The sequence below is a fragment of the Enterococcus sp. AZ040 genome, assembly GCF_050499185.1.
GTDB lineage: Bacteria > Bacillota > Bacilli > Lactobacillales > Enterococcaceae > Enterococcus_D > Enterococcus_D entomosocium.
In genome coordinates this window covers 900,829-919,864 of the sequence record NZ_JBMHEW010000001.1, presented here as the reverse complement: position 1 = coordinate 919,864, position 19,036 = coordinate 900,829, and the positions used below count along the sequence as shown (strand labels likewise).

Sequence of the window (19,036 nt, the reverse complement as noted above, 5' to 3'; positions counted from 1 at the left end):
GCAAACCTTTTCTAAATGTTAGCGATAACAAAAATAGAAAAAGCCTTTAAATTAAGATGTCGAGGAATCGAAAAGAAATTGCGCAACCATTTGCTTAATTTTTCATTTTGTGGATTCACGAACCACGAGTTGAGGTAAAAAGCGCTGTTGTCGCTGGCTCGTATCATTATGTTCGATTTTTTGGATCAATAATTCGCCGCAAACTTCCCCCATTTCCACAATGGCTTGCTTCATCGTTGTCAATTTTGGCGAACTTACCTGATCAAGGAATACGCCATCGTAGCCGATGATCCCAAAATCATCTGGCACCTCCACTCCGATCGACTGTAAGCCTTGATTGATGCCTAACGCTAAACGATCTGTGGCACAGATAAAACAAGTGTTTTTCATTAAATGCTCATTCTGCGATTGGATAAACTTGCGGGCGGCGGAAGATCGGTTGTCAAAACGATAGATTTTTGGTGATATTCCCGCTTTTGTGACTGTATCTATGTACCCTTTTTCTCGGCTTTTCGTAAACGCTTCTTTCAACTCTAAACCAATATAGACCAATTGTTGATAGCCGGTGTCGATAGCATGTTTGCATGCAGAAACGATTCCTTGGTAGTTGTCACTGTCAACAAAACTGAACCCAGCTTCATTTTCGCCAAATAACACCACAGGCTTTCTTAAATTTCTTATCCAGTCCATGTCAGCCTGGCGAAAGCCCGTAATGATGCAGCCATCTGCTGGACCACGATCCACCCCGTCAGTCGTAACTAGCTGCAAAGAATAGTGTGCTTTACCAATAGAACGAGCGATCCCAACCAATAAGTTCATATAGTAAGGTTCCGTCGTATCCATCTCCTCTAAAATATACACTTTGATGATATGGGAACGCTTGGAAACTAATGATTTGGCAGCAATATTCGGCTGATAATCCAATTCAAGCATCGCTTGATGAACCAGCTGCTTTAACTCTTCAGTTACTTTGTCCGGATGATTGATCACTCGAGAAACGGTCATTGCGGAAACATTTGCTTTTTTAGCAACATCTGCTAGCGTAGTCATGATTCACTCTCCTTGTATTATTTCATCTATAGTATAACATAATAAACCAAAAGAAGAACCAAGGCACTCTCTATATAAAAATATTTCCAGCCAATTTAATGAGTATAAAAAAACAGAGTAACTTCTCAGCTACTCTGTCAAAAAAGACTATTTTTTGGGGTGTCGAGAAAAAGGTATCAACACTTGTTAATCGGTTTCGATCAACCCGTATTTGCCATCTTTTCGACGATACACAATGCTCGTTCCATTCGTTTCCGCATCTTCAAAGATAAAGAAGTTGTGTCCAAGCATGTTCATTTGTAAAACAGCTTCTTCACTGTCCATTGGTTTTAAAGACAAACGTTTTGTACGTACGATGTCTAATTCAGAACCATTGTTTTCTTCATCGTTTGCTTCAGTTGTGAACAAATCACCATCTGTTGGCGGAACCAATGCTGTCTCGCGAGATTTGCGGTTGATTTTTGTTTTAAATTTGCGGATTTGGCGTTCCAATTTGTCAACAACCAAATCGATACTAGCATATAGATCAGGTGAGGTTTCTTCCGCACGCAGAACTAAGAATGGTAAAGGAATCGTTACTTCTACTTTTGCTGTTTTTTCAGTATAAACTTTCAAATTAACATGTGCTGTTGCTTCCGGCACATCGTTAAAATAACGTTCTAATTTACCTACTTTTTTCTCGACGTAATCACGGATCGCTTCTGTTACCTCGATATTTTCGCCGCGCACATTATATCTAAACATAAAAATTACCCCTTTCGTCTACCAGTAAAGAAGGAAAAGGACCACTCTTTTCTTCTTCTTAACTCTATTATATCGAACTCTTGCTCATTTGCCTAGTAAATCGAACAAATTTCTTTAAGCGTTTTCAAAATAACGATTCAACGGGCAAAGGAAAAGGATCGAATCGACTGGGGGCCAAAGGTCTGCAATGCTTCAGCTGCGTGATATAACGTTCTACCGGTAGTGTAAACATCATCGATCAACAACAGTTTCTTGTTTTTTATTTCAACCGTTGCCTCTGGCTTCACCGCAAAAGGTTGCACCTCCTCTAATCGTTGCTTGCGAGAACGTTGAGCTTGTGGTGCGGTATCAACCACTTTATCCAGCCATTCTTTCGACTTAACTCCGCCTGCGTCTAGCACAGCGGTCACTTGATTAAACCCTCGCTCCTGGTAACGTTCTGCCGATAGCGGGATGGGTATCAAACAATCGTAATCAAAGTTGTTGATCTTTTGTCTGATGGCAGCAGCAAAGGTCTCTCGCAACTGATAGTTTCCCATTAATTTGTATTCGTGAATCCACTCCTTCATCCCTTGATCGTAAGCGAACAGTGCCCGATGCTGCAAATGGATCATGGGACAGGTTTTCGCCCAAAAGAGACAGTCACTGCAGGAAATGGTATCCTTTTTGCCACATGTTGGGCAGCAGCTTTGCCAATTGATCACTGTAAATCGCTGAGCGCATTGTGGACATAATTCTTTTTCGGGGATGCGCCAAGGAGCCAACAGCTCAATGATCGTTACCTCTCTTGAAAAAAATATTTGGCACCAACTACACTCCATCGGTCAACCAGCTCCTTGCTAATTGGTTCATCTCATTGATTTCTTTGATTGCTTGACGGATTGCTTCTGTCATTTGGTCGTAGAAAAAAATGACTTCCCCTTCTGTAAACGCACCTTTGCGATCGACACGGCCAGCGATTTGTACTAACGCCGATTTTGTAAAGACCGGGTGATTGGCTCCCAGTACCACCACTGAGACATTTTCAAACGTTACACCTCGTTCTAAAATCATCGTTGTAAACAACACCTTGTACACTTGGCTACGTGCCGATTGGACTTTTTCCCTCCGTTTTTCATCTTGTGAAGAAACACTAGTGAGGAGCCATGATGCTTCTTGCCTGCGGACTGCCCCTTCCATTTCCTTCATCAGCTGAATACTTGGACAAAATACCAAGACAAAGTTTTTTTTAACCAACCGCTGCAAGTGCTGTAGCAATGGTCGCAGCCAACGTTTTTTGCGATAAGCCTGCGCCCAGCGGCTATAATGAATAGGTTTCGGAACGATCAGCGGACGCTGATGAAACCGTAGAGGCATTTTTAACACTGCAAATTCCGAATGAATTTCTTGCAACAATCGTTTTGAAGGCGTCGCACTTAAATAGATCAGACACCCGTTTTCTGCCAAGGCATTGTATAATCCGTAACGCAGCTGCGCATCGCCCTCGTAGGGAAATGCATCTATCTCATCCACCACGATCAGTTGAAAGCTGCGATAAAAATGCAGTAGCTGATGAGTGGTGGCAATAAGGATCGTTGTATAACGATAAGGTTCTTCTGATTTCCCATAAAGGAGCAGGCTTTCCTCTTGTGGGAACGCTTGTTGAATCCGGGGGAACAGTTCACGGCAGACATCGATCCGTGGCGAGACGATCGCCACACGACCACCTTCTTGCCGTATGTGGCGGATCGTTTCAAAGATCATCTCGGTCTTCCCTGAACCCGTGACTGACCAAACAAGAGACGATTTCTTTTGTCGACAATTTGCCACTAGTTGCTGAGAAATTTTTTGCTGAAACGAAGTCAACACTCCTGGCCAAACGATCTTGTGATCAAAGGCTGCAAGATCCGTTTGTTGAATTACGAGTTGGCCATCTGATGTGATCCGACCATAGCGAATACAAGTTGGACAGTAATAGCAGCCTATCGGCAATAGAACCGACGGCTTGTGGTGGGAAGAACCGCAACGCTGACAAACGATTCTCTTCCCCTGCTCGAGCATTGCCGGTCGAGAATCAAAAGTTTTTCCTACACTCATTGTTTCATCTAAAACAAAAAATTGTCTTCCTTTTTGATTGGTCATAACATACACCTCAGTTTTAAGTACGCAAAAAAATCGGTTCAAGTACTTTTTGAAAAGTACTTGAACCGATTACAGGTTTCTTGTTTGCTTCAACAGCAGGTCTTGCTTATTCGCCGATCAATGTCAAAGCTTGATCTAAGACTTTTTCGCCGTTCATCATGCCGTAATCTGCCATGTTGATTACTTCTAATGGAATTCCTTTTGGCGCTAGACGTTTCTCGAAATCCCCTTTCATGAAACGAACTTGTGGTCCTAATAGTAAAACGTTTACGTCTTTGCTTTCTAAATGTTGATCTGCTTCTGATGCGGAAACTGCAAAAATATCTGCTTCTAATCCTTTTGCTTCAGCTGCTTTTTGCATTTTTGTTACTAATAAGCTTGTACTCATCCCTGCAGAACAAACTAACATAATTGTTTTTTTCGCCATATCGAACACTCCTTGAATTTTAATAATAAGATAACATTTCCTATCTCTAGTATAGAACAAGTTTGAAATTTGTCAACGCTTTCTATCCAGCAACCAGTTTGATTTTACTAAACGATTAAAAACGACGTACTCTTTTTTTAAATTGACTAGGACTACCTCGTAGCCGGCATTCAGCCACGCATAAGCCCCATTTTCTGGATGTCGGTAATCATTCGCCCACCAATCGCTACTGGTGCGGGCACTTTTGGGCAAACCGGATGCTGGGAAAAGAAATTCATCAAACTGCGTAAACGTTAAGGTGATTTGCGAACCACCGTTGTTTTTTAAATAGTGAGTGATCGTATCGTACTTTTTGCGTCTACCCAAAGCAACTGCCTCCTCTTTGTAGAGTCTATGTTCGTACCTGTTTCTTTCTTCTATTTGTAACTTTCCTTCCGATTGCCTATACTAGAAACATAAAGGAGGCGATCGTGCGCGTGACTTATCGAACGATTCGACAAGACGGAGAAACAGAAATAGAAATCAAAAAATCGCGTTTCCTCTGTTCATTAAAACGAATTCAATCAGAAGACGAAGCCAAAGCGTTTATTCAAGCCCTCAAGAAAGAGCATTGGAAGGCAAATCATCATTGCAGCGCCTATGTATTAGGTGAAAATCATGAGATCCAGCGCAGCAGTGATGATGGTGAACCGAGCGGCACCGCTGGGGTACCGATTTTAGAAGTGTTAAAGAAAAACGAACTGATCAATGTGATCGCCGTTGTTACCCGCTACTTCGGTGGAACGAAACTGGGTGCTGGTGGATTGATTCGCGCTTATTCAAGTTCGGCCTCTGCTGGAATCAAAGAGGTAGGAATCGTCGAGGGTATTTTGCATCAAGAACTTGCCTTGACCATCGAGTATCCCCTTTTAGGCAAGCTCCAAAACTACTTAGAACTGCAGAATATCTATATAAAAGATATTGCTTATACGGAGAAAATCGTTGTCACCTTAATGATTCCTGAAGCAGTACTTGCCGACCAAGAAGCCGCTCTGATCGATTTGCTACAAGGTCAAGTGCAATTGACCAGAGGGACTACCGAATATGTAGAACGCTTGATCGAGCAGTCAACAGAGTAAGCCAGCTTACTAAAGACCTTCCAGTGTGTGCTCTTTTCCTCAAGGAGGACGCTGCCAAGTTTGCTACAACCAATGCAGGAAGCCCAAATATTTGAAAAGCCGAAACGGTCATGCAACCAGCGACGCTACGCAACAGCTGAAACGCTCGTAGGGTCCTTTCGGCTTTTTTGGTCTTTTTGTTGCCAATTGGAATAGACAGGTTATTTTTCCATATAAAATTCAAAACGATTACCAACATATTGGGTGCGCACGTATTCAAATGGTTGACCATCTTCAAATGAAGTGATTTGCCGCATACGTAAAATCGCATCGCCGCGTTTGATTTGTAAGTAATCAGCAATTTGCTCGGAAGCGACCATAGCTGAGATCGTTTGCGAAGCGCCGCCAATTTTCCGCTGTCCTTTTTCTTCCAACACTTTATAGAGGGAAGAGATGATCTCCTCCTTGCTAAAGTCATGAATAAACTTTTCAGGGATACTCGCTACTTCAAAACAGATCGGCACATCATCCGCATACCGAATCCGCTCCATCCGTAAAATCGTTTCGTGACCTTCTAATTGCAGCTTTTCCATCTCACTGGAGCTAGGTGCCGTCAAGAAATAAGCGACCGCTTTGCTGGAAGGCTTACGACCAAGAGAATTCATGATTTCGGTAAAACTCGTCGTGCCCGTCATTTTCTCTTGTACTTTTTGGCGAGCCACATAAGTGCCGGAACCGATTTTACGCTCAAGAATCCCCTCATCTGCTAAGGTTTGGATCGCTTGTCGCAACGTCATGCGACTCACGCCGAATTGTTTCGACAACTCGCGCTCTGAGGGCAGACGATCCCCGATTTTGTATGTATTGTTTTCAATATTGGCTTTAATTTGATCATGAATTTGGATATAAACAGGTAATTTTTCCACCACTACACATTCCTCCGTTCCCCTCCTATTATAACTGGTATATACCTAAATAGCTAATAAAAAAAGCAAAAACTGCTCTGTTTTTCTCAATTTGTGCGAATTCTTTCCCCATTTTATAGGCAGAAGAAAGAAGTTATCACAAAATGTCCAAACAAGAGCAGTCGCTTTTCTTTTAAATTGGTTCGGTCGCTGGCTTGAGAATTTATTCAGCCAACGCTTTATTGGCAGTGGCCATCAACAATCGGATACGATTCAATTGATTGACGATTGAGACACCTGGATCATAATCAATGGCCGCAATGTTCGCCTGCGGGTATTGACGACGTAATTCTTTCATAACACCTTTTCCTACCACATGATTGGGCAGACAGCCAAATGGTTGCAGACAAATGATATTGTTGACATTATTTTCCAATAGATCAATCATCTCACCGGTCAAGAACCAGCCTTCTCCCGTATGATTACCAATGGAAACAATCTCGCTCGCTTGCTCCGCAAGCTGATGGATCGAATGGATACCATCAAAACGCGTTGACGCCCTCAGTGCTTTATCCATCGGTTTTTGGAGCCTTTCAATCGCCATGATCGCAAAATCAGCGATCATTTTACTTTTCTTCGCCATCCCCAAATGCTCGTAGCGCCAAATCTGATTGTAGAGGGAATAATTCATGAAGCCGACAATATCTGGTACGACCGCTTCCGCTCCTTCTGCTTCTAACAGGCGAACGACATCGTTATTGGCAGTCGGTGAATACTTCACTAAAATCTCTCCCACGACACCGACACGCGGCTTCTTGATATCTCTTATCGGCACTTGATCAAAGGCTTGAATGATTTTTTTCATATTTCGATTAAACAGACTGAAGGAGCCATTACGAACGTTTTTGGCAATTTTTTCCAGCCATTCTTGATGGAGCCGATCGACAGCCCCTGCTTCTTGCTCATACGGACGGGTGCGATAAACGACCCGTTCAAAGAGATCTCCGTATAAAAATGCCACCGCCAAACGCTTCATCATCGGTAAGGTAAAGCGAAAGCCCGGATTTGATTCAACCCCGGTGTTGCCCATCGAAATAGATACCACCGGCACTTGTGGAAATCCTGCATCGTTCAGTGCTTTACGTAACAAAGGAATATAGTTCGTTGCACGACATCCGCCGCCCGTCTGAGTCATCAAAACACTGGTATTTTCAACATCATATTTTCCGCTTTGCAATGCTTCTACTAGCTGTCCAATGGAAATGATCGCCGGATAGCACGCATCATTATTGACAAAGCGTAAACCGACATTAACCGCCTCACGATCTTCACTAGGTAGACAGACCACTTGATACCCAGAAGCTTGCAAAGCAACATCGACTAACCCGCTTTGATGGATGGGACTCAACATCGGCAATAAGAGCGTGTGCTGCTTGCGCATCTCTTTGGTAAAAATGATCTTTGCCGGTTCCTCGTATTGCTTTTTAGGTACAAAGTGCTGTTTGTCCCGTTCGTTGACTGCTGCTTTCAAGGAACGCAACCGAATCCGAATTGCCCCAAGGTTCGCTCCCTCATCGATTTTCAACACCGTATATAACTTCCCATACTGCGCCATAATCTCTTCGACTTGATCAGTAGTGACTGCGTCGATCCCGCAACCGAATGAGTTTAATTGAACCAGTTCTAATTGTTTGTTTTTCGCGACCACTCGAGCTGCCGCATACAATCGCGAATGATAGACCCATTGATCCACAACCCGCAGATCGCCGACATTTGCTAAATGAGCAATACTATCCTCGGTCAATACATGGAAGCCTTCTTGGGTAATGACTTCTGCAATCCCATGGTTGATTTCAGGGTCCAAATGATACGGTCTTCCAGATAAAACGATCCCTTTTTGATTGGTCGTCATCAGCATACGTAGCGTTTCTTCTCCCCGTTGCGCAATATCTGCCTTGAACTGGTCCAGCTCCTCGAAACCGCTGCGTAGGGCTTGGGCAATTTCTTCTTCTACAAAACCAAAATCTTGAAAAGTACTCGTTAAAGTTTTGACCATTGAGGCTTCATCCGCCAAATTCAAAAACGGACAGCGGTAGTCAACCGCCCCTTCACGAATCGCATCGACGTTGTTACGAATCACTTCTGGATAGCTTTGCACAATCGGACAGTTAAAATGATTCTCAGCGGCAGTGTTCTCTAATCGCTCAAAAATGACCCCTGGATAAAATATCAACGGTACGTTTTGATCAATCAGTGCTTGGATGTGTCCATGGGCTAGTTTGGCTGGGTAACAAACCGTATCACTAGGAATCGTTTCGATCCCTTGCTCATATAGTTCTTTGTTGGAACGTGGCGACAAGGTTACTCGAAACCCTAACTTGGTGAAAAAGGTATGCCAAAGCGGATAATTTTCATAAAGATTCAATACTCTTGGTAGGCCGATTTCACCATGGACGGCCTCTTTTTTACGCAAGGAACGGTACTTAAACAAGCGGCGATATTTTTCATCCACAAGATTGACTTTGCGGTCTTCTTTCTTGATTTTGATTCGCGCACCACGTTCGCAGCGATTTCCGGTAATAAATTTTCGACCGTCAGAAAAGAGGGTCACCGTCAACAAGCAATTGTTTTCGCATAGACCGCAATTCGTAAATTCTTTTTCTGCTTGGAAATCGGCCATTTCTGCAGGAGACAACAATGTACTAACATCGTCAAGGGCTGCTTCTTCTAAAGCGATCAAAGCGGCACCATATGCCCCCATCAAACCGGCGATCGATGGTCGAACGACTTCACGGCCGCTGATCAATTCAAAAGCGCGCAGAACCGCTTCGTTATAGAAAGTCCCTCCTTGGCAGACGATTTTCTCGCCGAGGTCTTCAGGTCGCCGAACCTTGATCACTTTATAGATGGCATTTTTTATGACCGAGTAAGACAAGCCGGCTGAAATGTCGCCAACAGAAGCCCCTTCTTTTTGGACCTGTTTCACTTTTGAGTTCATAAAGACGGTACAACGCGAACCAAGGTCAACCGGTGCTTGGGCTTTTGTCGCTGCCAACGCAAATTCTTTGACATCCTGATTCATAGATTTGGCAAAAGTCTCAATGAAGGAGCCGCATCCTGAGGAACAGGCTTCATTCAATTGAATCGAAGATAACGCGCCATCTTTGACCGTCATCGCCTTCATGTCTTGCCCACCAATATCTAGGATAAAATCAACCCCCGGCTGGAAATGTTCGGCAGCTTTGTAATGGGCCATCGTTTCCACTTCACCGATATCGACTTTCAGTGCATGTTTGATCAAATGCTCGCCGTAACCTGTGATCGTTGACTTTGCGATGTAAACGTCAGAAGGCATCTGACGATAAAGCTCTTGTAAAACCGCCATCGTTGTCGCTAACGGTTCGCCTTCATTATTGCCATAAAAAGAAAACAATAATTCCCCTGCATCATTGATCAAAACCACTTTCGTTGTGGTTGATCCTGCATCGATGCCTAGATATGTAGCGCCTGTATGCTCAGACAACGCTTTTTCTGTGGCCACCGCTTGAGCATGGCGAGCACGAAAAGCAGTCAATTCCTCCTCGTCTTTAAACAATGGGGCTAATGTATCAGTTGGCGCGAGTTTGCCATCTTCTCCGTTGGCTAAGCGGGCCAATAGCACGGAAAGCTGTTGCTCTTCTTCTGCATACAGTGCGGCCCCCATCGCTACAAACAGTTCTGGGTTCTCGGGAAAAATGATATCTGCTTCTTGCAGGTTCAACGTATCGATAAATCGTTGACGCAGTTCCGACATAAACGTCAGTGGACCGCCTAAGAAGGCTACCTTGCCTTTGATTTTACGACCAGCAGCTAAGCCAGCAATCGTTTGATTGACCACCGCTTGAAAAATACTCGCCGCAATGTCCGCTTTTGCCGCTCCTTCATTGATCAGCGGCTGCACATCGGTTTTGGCAAAGACCCCGCAGCGTGAGGCAATCGGATAAAGGGTTTGATAATCTTTGGCTAGTTCATTGACCCCATTGGCATCCGTTTTCAATAAAACCGCCATCTGATCAATAAACGCACCCGTTCCACCGGCACAACTGCCGTTCATTCGCTGCTCCAATGCCCCTTCAAAAAAGGTGATCTTCGCATCTTCGCCGCCTAACTCGATAGCCACATCGGTTTCGGGAATCACTGTCTCAACTGTTTTGGTACAAGCGATGACCTCTTGGACAAATGGGATCCGCAAAACTTCCGCCAGACCCATCCCACCCGATCCGGTAATCGCCAGCGCCAGCTGCTGATCTTCGATCACTTCTTGCGCTTCTCTAATGATTTTTTCCGCTGCCTTCTGGATGTCTGCATAGTGTCGTTCATATCTTGAAAAACACGTTTGATTGCCTTCATCTAACAGAACCATCTTGACTGTTGTCGACCCGACATCGATGCCCGCTTTATATTTTTTCATTTGTTGCCTCCATCTAAACAACACTTTGTTGATTATCTAACAAGCCGTTTGTTATAATACTTATGTTCATTGTAATTCTTTTGATTGATAATTCAACAAACAATTCTAAGGAAGGTGTGGGATAAACAACAATTACCCGTTTTTTGTTGTTTATTTTGAAAGGAAATTCACAATATGAAAAAATTGGATTTACGTGTCAAACGAACCAATAAGTACATTATTGAAGCTTTTATCCGCTTAGTGGAAGAAAAAGGCTTCGAGCAAGTGACTGTCCAAAATATCGCCGATGAAGCCATGATCAACCGTGCAACCTTTTATGCCCATTACAAAGACAAACAAGACTTGTATGAAAAGATATTTGACTTGGCTGTCGAATCATTTACCGCGATTCTTGATTTTGAAGATTTTGTTCAAGGCAATCGCATCAAAATCCGCAAAATCGAAGCGGCCATGACCGAACTTTTTTTACACATTCAAAACAATCGTTCCTTTTATTTGACGATCATGGATGCCTCTGCCATTGAGATCATCCGTAAAAAGTTGGGCCTGATTTTGACTGAACGTTACCAAGAGATCTTTTCAACGTTGAGAATCACCGAAGGAGACATTGAAGTGCCCTTAGACTTCATCATTGACTATATGACCTCGATATTTGTTGGTACCTTGCATTGGTGGCTAACGGCAGAAACAACGATGACACCCGACCATCTAGCAAAACTTGTCATCAAACTGGTGGCAAACGGCCACCTGACTGTCTTGGGGATTGAGATTGAGGAATAGCTGCCAAACCCACTTTACTGGTTTGCCCAAAGAGAAGGGGGTCGCTCCCTTTTTGCGAAGAGCATTCATTTTAACAACGTTTAACCGTTTATTTTTTTCTAGAATCATGGAAAAACCCGTCCAGATCGCTTGATCACATGGACGGGTTTCTTACCGATTATTTACGTTCTTTTTGACAGATTTGCGTTCAATCAATTCGAAAGGAATGATTTCTGAGGTGATTTTTTTCCCGTTAAGAATACAGTCAAGCAGCTTTAAACAAGCGCGTTTCCCCATCTCATGAAAAGGCTGGGAAATGGTGGTCAGCGGTGGACTGACCATTGCGGCAATCCGAGAATTATCATAACCGACTACCGAAAGATCATCGGGGACGACGATCTTGTTTTCATAACAAATAGAGATAATCCCTAGTGCTGTTTCATCACTCGCACAAAACACAGCTGTAATCGGTTCTTTCCTCTCCAAATACCCGCTCATTGCACGTCTTCCAGATTGAAAACTAAAGTAGCCATAATCAATAAATTGTTTATTTACGGGAATCTGATTCTTCTCTAGGGCGTCGACATACCCTTTGATCCTAGGCACACTCGTATTTTCATCATCATAGCTTAATCCTGCCAAGCCAATATTGTAGTGCCCCTGTTTGATCAGATAATCAACAGCGGTAAAAGATGCCAAATAGTCATCCACTTTTATCGAAGGAATTTTTTTGTTTGTATCAGTACTAGAAACTAGAACAATCGGGATATTCAAGCTTTCGATCGGTGCTAAATCGTATTTAGACAAAAAAATGGAAAACACAATAATACCATCGACTCGACGTTCAGCCATAAGATCTAAACTTTTCTGAAACCCTTCTCCACCAACACCTGCATGAGTCACGATCACACTAAACCCTCTAGCGTGTGCTTCTTCTTCAATCCCCTCGATGATTTTTACATAAAAAGAGGTGTCGGAGTTCGGCATAATGATCCCCACCGTCTTTGTCGTTTTCGTTACAAGACTGATAGCAGTTTCATTCTTACGGTATCCTAACTTTTTGACTGCCGAAAGAACACGTTCTTCAACTTCTTTGCTATATCCGCCAATATTATTCAGCACTCTCGACACAGTGGCAATTGAAACGCCTGTTTCTCGAGCAATATCTTTGATAGTTGCCGCCATATCAAAACTCCTTTTATCTGCTTTCATTGCCTTTTCTTTCGATCGAATAGAAAAAGGCTTGTTCCTTCCATACTTGGCCGACAATTTCAGCCAAGTGTCTCTTCCATTCTAACAAATATTGAGAAAAAAACGATAGTTAGAAGAAGTAAAAACGACTTCTAGCTATCGTTAATCGGAGGAAAACGATGGAAATTGGTTCTAAGATACCTGCTTATTCACCCGTGATCCCAGACTTGTCGATACTTTCAACAAACCATTTCTGAACAAAAACATAGAAGAAGATCAATGGAAAAATACTCAGAATCGTTCCCGAATAGGCTACCGCCTCTGTATAACTAAGATTGGGATTGACTCCTGGATCACCTAGATTCGAGGTATTGTTGACGACATTGTTAAATTGACTTTCCAATGAATTGAGTAACATTGGAGTTGTTTGAATGTTTCCTTCTAAATAGAAAGAAGTCAACAAGGTTTCATTCCAGTACAACGCAAACGCATAGATCCCCACAATCACAAATGCAGGTCTCACCATCGGTAAGGCGATCTTATAAAAGGTTTTAAAGGCACCCGCTCCATCCAAAAAGGCTGCTTCTTCTAATGCAGTTGGGATCATTTTGAAAAACTGATAAAAGATCAAAATGAATAAAGCGGCTTGTTCTCCTTGACCCATAAGAGCTGGAAAAATCAGCGCCCCCATATTTCCGCTTAATCCTAACGTCGTAAAGAGTTGATAGCGAGGAATAAAAAACAACACCTTCGGCGCAAGATACGTAAAAAGCAACAATGAAAAGATCAGAAATTTTCCAGGTACTTGAAAACGGGCTAACCCGTATGCAATCAAAGCAGAAGAAAGCATCAGACAAACGGTCGATACTCCTGCAACAAGTACCGTAGTGAAATAGCTCCCTGGCAAACGTAACGCCCGCCACGTAAGCCGAAAATTTTCTAGATAAAATTCTGAAGGAATCCATTCGATCGAGTGATCAGCCAAATCTAAATTTGACATCAATCCTACAGTTATCATATTGATCAGCGGGAAGATAAAGACAAAACTAAGCACGATCAAGATTGCATAAATGACGATTTTTCCTAATAAGCCGTTTGTAAAATTGGTTCCCAGTAACAGTTTTTTCATTCTATGGGTATTTCCTCTTCGTCGTATCATCATTCTTAACCCGCCTTACTTTTCTTGCGTTCTTTTATGACCATATACAAAATACCAATCATTATGAATTGGAACAACGTATATAAAATAGCAATCGCTGACGCATAGCCTTCTCTTCTCGCTCCATCGTAGGTCGATTCCAGAATGATCGAAACAATCGGATTTGCTTCAAAATTCGCTAAAAAAACCACAATAAAGACGACCGCTACATTGATCAGTGGAAAAATGATTGGTAAGGTGATTTTCCAAAAACTGACCCAAGAAGAAGCACCATCGATTGATGCGGCCTCATAAATGCTCGGGTTGACATTTTGGAGGGATGCTAGAAAAATCAATACCGGAACTGCACAATACCACAATAGTTGCGCAATCATTTCAAATAATTCTGCAACCAGCAGGACAACGGCTTGTGAAGGAATAAATAAATCTAAGATATTGAGAATCACTAGATTCTCAACGATCCCTGTACCACCATACTCACTGATCATAGTCATCAATTTGCCACTTAAGATAATGATTGGTAGAAAAAAGACTAAGCGAAAGAACCAATTGCCGTGAATTTTTTGATTCAAAAGCATGGCAATAATCACCGATAAAGCGATAATCACAGGAACTTGAAACAAGGTAGCAACAAAAAAATCTTGTAAGGCAATCACGAAGTCAATATCCTGAAACAAAATTCGGTCATAGTTCTCCCAACCGACCCAATTATAACGCCAGCCAGAACGAATGCCATAGGAGACATTATGAAAGCTAAAGAAGATCGTTCGAGTAAGCGGATAGGCCACTAATGTCAGAAACCCAATGATCCATGGACTAACAAAAAGCAGCCCTGTTAATTTCTTTTTCTTTTGCATGGATAATTTCACCGTACAACGACCCCCTTTCCTTCTACTATGACTTCTCCTGTTTCAAAGGTTGTCTCATTATAGTTGATTGTTAGTGTCTTTTGATTTGCATAGGTTACTTGAACGACTCCGTCGGCTAAGAGTTGATGATCGACCATCTCACTCCCTCTGACAACTGACAAAGCTTCATCCATCGCTTCATAATAAAACATGATTCGCTCTGATAAATACTCATATTCCGAAACAGTGATCGCACTCGCCCCAGTATTTTTCATTTTGTATGCAGGCTCTCCCGTCAAGACAAATGTGGGATAAACACCAAATTCGATCAGCCGCAAAAGAGTATCTTGATCATGGGAAACACTATTAAGATACGTAGAATACATCTCTACTTGGCCACTTAAAATCAGCTGCAATAAAGGAATCGTTTCATCAATAAACACAAAACCGGAAGAGTAGATGGGTGTATCATAATACTCATCAAGATAAGGGAAAAGATACGCATTTGGTTGATAGATATTCGTTGCTATTTCAGCTGCTTCCAACCGCTCAAGCAGCTGTTTGACACTGGTCATCGTCACAAGACTACTATGGATCTGACGTTCTTCAAAAAAAGTAAATACATTGTGATCAAAACCAGCCAAAGCCAGACTTACTCCCGCAAGATCAGCGAGTGTCGTTAAATCATTTTCTAAAGATGAAGCATAGAAGTACGGACTGTTCATATAATTGAGGGTTGCCTTTTCAGGATCAAAAAATTGAAAGTCATTCCGATTTAATTTGTATGTTTGCTGATTGCTTGCATTGTGATACGTTTTTGTATAGTCGACGTAAAAATTGAAATCTACCTCGTGTTCATGAAAGTAAGCCAGTAACGCTTGGAAATCATCGTCATTGTTCAGATTTTTTTGTGGGCCAATGCCATACGTCCAACGGTCTTGCAGAAACGCTTTGGCAGTGACGGTTAATTGCTCGATGCCATTTTCTAGTAATTGTTCCGTGATAGCTTTTGCTTGAAGAGGATCTGTCAAGGTTATTTCCTCAATCCCCAAATTCCCCATCTTTACTTCATTCATCAAAAAATCGATTTTTAAAGGCAGCGATTGTTCGGGCGTTTCTTTCTCTTTGGTTTTTCCAAGCTGTTCAATAAAGCTGCGATAACTCTTTGCCAGCCCAACATAATTTGCCTCATCTTCTCGCAAGAAAACATAGCGTTGCACGACATCATACTCGTTGGGAAGCTCTTGAAAACCTAGGATATGCTGATCTTCATTGATCCGACTTTGAAATTGAGAATAGGCGGTTCGATACGTATAAGTAAAATAGGATTGATAGAAATGTGTATCCGTATTTTTGGGTCGATAGTTATACGTGGCATAGCTTTCTCCGTTTTCAGAAATGACTAAAACACCGGCACTATTCTCTTCTTTGATCACACCATAAAGAGGCAATGTCAAAAGTTCAATTGGTTTTGAAGGATAGGCACCGCCTCGAGGATTGTCCTCATATCCTTGATCTAAACCATAGACTGGTGCCGAATACCCCACCAATGACCGCGGTGTCTCATCAAGGCGAATGGTTGCTCCAGGACCATCGGGTATGACCAAATACCCCGTTTCTTCCCCTTCTGTACTAGCAAAAAAAGGATACATGATCAATTGGTTCAATGAAATATTATTGTTTCCCGGCTGCCAAAGGTTTTCATTGTATTCTTCAATACTCTCCTTCGGAATATGAACAAGAAGATCCCCGCCTTGAATAGTGACCCTCATTTCAAAACGAATCTTTTGTGAAGTAAAATCAATTGCAACAACAAAGCCATCCTCATGAAATTGGTATTCCCTCGTGACCCCTGAGTCCATCAGGGTACGCCGTCCCGGTGTGGCTCGGTCATAGGTAACGATCGAAACACCGGACTTGATATAATTGATGATTTCTTGACTATACTGCATCTCAACATAGTCTGCTTGGTAATCATAAGACGCCCACTGCTCACCATTCACCTTATCAAAGACAAGAATTGCTGCCGTCTCCTCCTCGACATACAACACGAGTTGTTCATTTTCAGCCGCTAATCGAAAAGTGTCTGGAATTTCTGATGGTGCCTCATACCTCCCCTCAGAAACGTTTGCTGCGGTATTGACAGTCACCGCCTGAAAATCATTCATCAGCGGCTCGATCGTAGGTCTTACCTCTTGCGAATCGAACAACCAAAATCCCAGTAAAACAATCACTGGTAAAAATAGTATATAAGTCAGCCATTTCTTATTCATCGGGCACTCACCTCAGTTATCACGTCTAGAATAAAGTTGATTAGCTGGCTGCCTAATGTATAAAGGACAAACACACACAATCCAATAATCAACATGGTAAAAATACTTTTGAAGATAATCGTAAAGGTCTCGCCAACTTCATAGTTGTGTAGATCTTTGATCACAAAAAATTTTAAAAATAAGACCCAAAGACCTGCAATCGCTTGTGGGAGATAAAAAAAGACGCTTTGTTCTAAAGTAAGACCATTACTCAGCAAAATCACCACTGGGAAAACAAACAATATTGGTGTCATCGCATAAGCTGTCCCATTGACACTTTGAAGAAACGTGCCTTCCCCATCATTGATCGAGCAAATCAAGTAATTCGATACCATCCATAACAAGACGACAAAAATGAAGGTTGCTAGCTCATACAAAAGATAAGGATTATCTGCTACAAAGATCACATTCGTCCATTGATGGTACATGAGAAACAAACCGATGTAGAGAAGAAAGAGAATCATAGAGAAGAACACGGATACCCGTTTGCGACGCTTGATCGTATAGATCCCATCAAAAATTGCTTGATGAAACTCGAAAATAAACAAAAAATTATCGACGAATTTATACTTTTTCAGCCATTGAAGCTTATGAGTGAGTGAAATAGAACGCCGACTAAATTTCTTCACCAATCGCCATAAACTCCACAATATCAATCCAACCATCATCAAGACAAACAACGTATTTAAATTGGCACTCAACCAGTCTTGTCGAATCTCCCAAAAAGCCGCTGATATTCCTGGTGTAAACTCAGCACTCATAAATTCTTGGTACGCCAACTGTGCTTCACCTTCTCGCAAGTAAGCGTTACCCAATCCGATCCGTGCATTATCAAACACTGAATTATAATTCAAGGTATATTCCCAAAGTTCTTGACTGACTCGGTACTCTCCTTGTTGATAACTACTCATGGCTTGATGGACCGCTTCGGTGAAACGAGTGCGTTCATACTTCACTAGCGAAGCGGCTCCTTGATCGACGACGATCAGCTCATTTTCGGACGTTGCTGCAATACTCGTAGGTCGGCTTAAAATCCCGAAACGACTAGAGATCACATCATTCCCTCCAAATACGAAGAGCAACTGCCCTTGAGAATCGTACTCATAGATCCAACCATCTGAAGAAACTGCATAAACACTGTCCTGCTGACCGACCCAAATACTTTCCATATTAAACTCACCTAACAAATTGTCTGGAAAATAATTGGTCCCTGCAACGTTAAACTTTTTGATCGCACCATTTGCCAACGAAGAGGTCACCGTGTAAACAAATCCTTTTTGGTCAATACTCACATCCGCGATAATGTTTGGAAAGACAGTTTCCATCGCTTGTTGCTGCGTTTCTGTTAAAAAGAAGGAACGGATTTGATCTAAGAGGGGGACATTTAAGGGATTGGCACCAAAAAAAGTCACGAACTCTCCTGCACGATTCAGCATAATCAAGCCATTACTTGATTCAGAACTTCGAACATAGATGTTCCCTCGCATATCCACCGCAAGATGCGTCGGTAAGAAAGGATAGCCTTCATTGAATACAGGTGCATCTGGCGTACCAATTTCTTGTAATAATTCATGGCTCTCTTTGTCATATGAGAAAATTTTATTTTGGCTCGTATCTACTGCATAAATAATATCTTCTGTCACGAAAGTACTATGTACTTCCACTAATTCTTCACTCTCTAGAAATCCTTGATAGGACAACGTTTTATCAAGAATGATGACTTGATTCAGCCCCGTATCAGAAATATAAACATTGTCTTCATTATCAACAAAAACATGATTTGGTTCGACAAATGAATGACCATCAAACGCTGTGATTTCTTTTGCAGGTGTATAGGCTGTTTGGGTCCGCAAAAAATAATTTTCACTATCCGTCGTAAAAGTAAAATATGGAACCTCTTGGGCAACGGCTTTATTCGGTAAAATAGTTGCGAAGACCATAACAAATAAAATAAGCATCGTCATCTTTTTCAT

At 42.2% G+C, this 19,036-nt stretch carries 15 protein-coding genes; 2 read left to right on the top strand and 13 right to left on the bottom strand.

Annotation, left to right across the window (positions count from 1 at the left end):
* Nucleotides 1-102: 102 nt before the first annotated feature.
* From IGK63_RS04150 to IGK63_RS04125, 6 genes are all read right to left on the bottom strand, one after another.
* Nucleotides 103-1,050, bottom strand: a complete 948-nt coding sequence (locus tag IGK63_RS04150) for a LacI family DNA-binding transcriptional regulator (protein WP_429972444.1) — start codon at nt 1,048-1,050, stop codon at nt 103-105.
* A gap of 186 nt (nt 1,051-1,236) precedes the next feature.
* The gene (hpf, locus tag IGK63_RS04145; RefSeq protein ID WP_005237301.1) at nt 1,237-1,794 is read right to left on the bottom strand and encodes a ribosome hibernation-promoting factor, HPF/YfiA family; all 558 of its coding nucleotides are present in this window, start codon (nt 1,792-1,794) and stop codon (nt 1,237-1,239) included.
* A gap of 137 nt (nt 1,795-1,931) precedes the next feature.
* Entirely contained in the window at nt 1,932-2,615 is a 684-nt protein-coding gene (locus IGK63_RS04140) for a ComF family protein (protein WP_034872461.1), read from the bottom strand.
* Nucleotides 2,605-3,915 carry a DEAD/DEAH box helicase gene (locus IGK63_RS04135; protein ID WP_016613815.1) on the bottom strand — a complete coding sequence of 437 codons (1,311 nt, stop codon included), beginning with the start codon at nt 3,913-3,915 and terminating at the stop codon, nt 2,605-2,607. Before IGK63_RS04135 ends, IGK63_RS04140 begins: the two co-directional genes overlap by 11 nt.
* Nucleotides 3,916-4,021: 106 nt before the next feature.
* Nucleotides 4,022-4,342: a PTS sugar transporter subunit IIB gene (locus IGK63_RS04130; protein ID WP_005228768.1), complete on the bottom strand. Its 321-nt coding sequence runs from the start codon at nt 4,340-4,342 to the stop codon at nt 4,022-4,024.
* Nucleotides 4,343-4,414: 72 nt separating this feature from the next.
* Nucleotides 4,415-4,708 (bottom strand): DUF7662 domain-containing protein, encoded by a 294-nt coding sequence (locus IGK63_RS04125; RefSeq protein ID WP_005237305.1) that lies wholly within the window; start codon nt 4,706-4,708, stop codon nt 4,415-4,417.
* A gap of 110 nt (nt 4,709-4,818) precedes the next feature.
* Here IGK63_RS04125 and IGK63_RS04120 point away from each other — a divergent pair, with 110 nt between their 5' ends.
* Entirely contained in the window at nt 4,819-5,460 is a 642-nt protein-coding gene (locus IGK63_RS04120; protein WP_016613813.1) for a YigZ family protein, read from the top strand.
* 200 nt (nt 5,461-5,660) lie between these two features.
* Here the strand turns inward: IGK63_RS04120 and IGK63_RS04115 are convergent, their stop codons facing one another.
* Both IGK63_RS04115 and IGK63_RS04110 read right to left on the bottom strand, forming a co-directional pair.
* The gene (locus IGK63_RS04115) at nt 5,661-6,368 is read right to left on the bottom strand and encodes a GntR family transcriptional regulator (protein ID WP_005228765.1); all 708 of its coding nucleotides are present in this window, start codon (nt 6,366-6,368) and stop codon (nt 5,661-5,663) included.
* A 199-nt stretch (nt 6,369-6,567) separates the two neighbouring features.
* Nucleotides 6,568-10,794: a 2-hydroxyacyl-CoA dehydratase gene (locus IGK63_RS04110; protein ID WP_016613812.1), complete on the bottom strand. Its 4,227-nt coding sequence runs from the start codon at nt 10,792-10,794 to the stop codon at nt 6,568-6,570.
* A 174-nt stretch (nt 10,795-10,968) separates the two neighbouring features.
* Here IGK63_RS04110 and IGK63_RS04105 point away from each other — a divergent pair, with 174 nt between their 5' ends.
* Entirely contained in the window at nt 10,969-11,574 is a 606-nt protein-coding gene (locus IGK63_RS04105) for a TetR/AcrR family transcriptional regulator (RefSeq protein ID WP_005237309.1), read from the top strand.
* A 150-nt stretch (nt 11,575-11,724) separates the two neighbouring features.
* Here the strand turns inward: IGK63_RS04105 and IGK63_RS04100 are convergent, their stop codons facing one another.
* The 5 genes from IGK63_RS04100 to IGK63_RS04080 all read right to left on the bottom strand — a co-directional run bounded on the left by IGK63_RS04100 (nt 11,725) and on the right by IGK63_RS04080 (nt 19,036).
* The gene (locus tag IGK63_RS04100) at nt 11,725-12,738 is read right to left on the bottom strand and encodes a LacI family DNA-binding transcriptional regulator (protein ID WP_034872458.1); all 1,014 of its coding nucleotides are present in this window, start codon (nt 12,736-12,738) and stop codon (nt 11,725-11,727) included.
* Nucleotides 12,739-12,949: 211 nt separating this feature from the next.
* Nucleotides 12,950-13,873 (bottom strand): carbohydrate ABC transporter permease, encoded by a 924-nt coding sequence (locus IGK63_RS04095; RefSeq protein ID WP_016613811.1) that lies wholly within the window; start codon nt 13,871-13,873, stop codon nt 12,950-12,952.
* A 35-nt stretch (nt 13,874-13,908) separates the two neighbouring features.
* On the bottom strand, nt 13,909-14,772 hold the full coding sequence (locus IGK63_RS04090) for a carbohydrate ABC transporter permease (RefSeq protein ID WP_139843242.1): 864 nt from the start codon (nt 14,770-14,772) through the stop codon (nt 13,909-13,911).
* Nucleotides 14,769-17,024, bottom strand: a complete 2,256-nt coding sequence (locus IGK63_RS04085) for a DUF5696 domain-containing protein (RefSeq protein WP_016613809.1) — start codon at nt 17,022-17,024, stop codon at nt 14,769-14,771. The genes IGK63_RS04090 and IGK63_RS04085 overlap by 4 nt, the downstream gene beginning before the upstream one ends.
* A complete protein-coding gene (locus IGK63_RS04080; RefSeq protein ID WP_429972443.1) occupies nt 17,021-19,036 on the bottom strand; it encodes a hypothetical protein in 2,016 nt (671 codons plus the stop codon). Before IGK63_RS04080 ends, IGK63_RS04085 begins: the two co-directional genes overlap by 4 nt.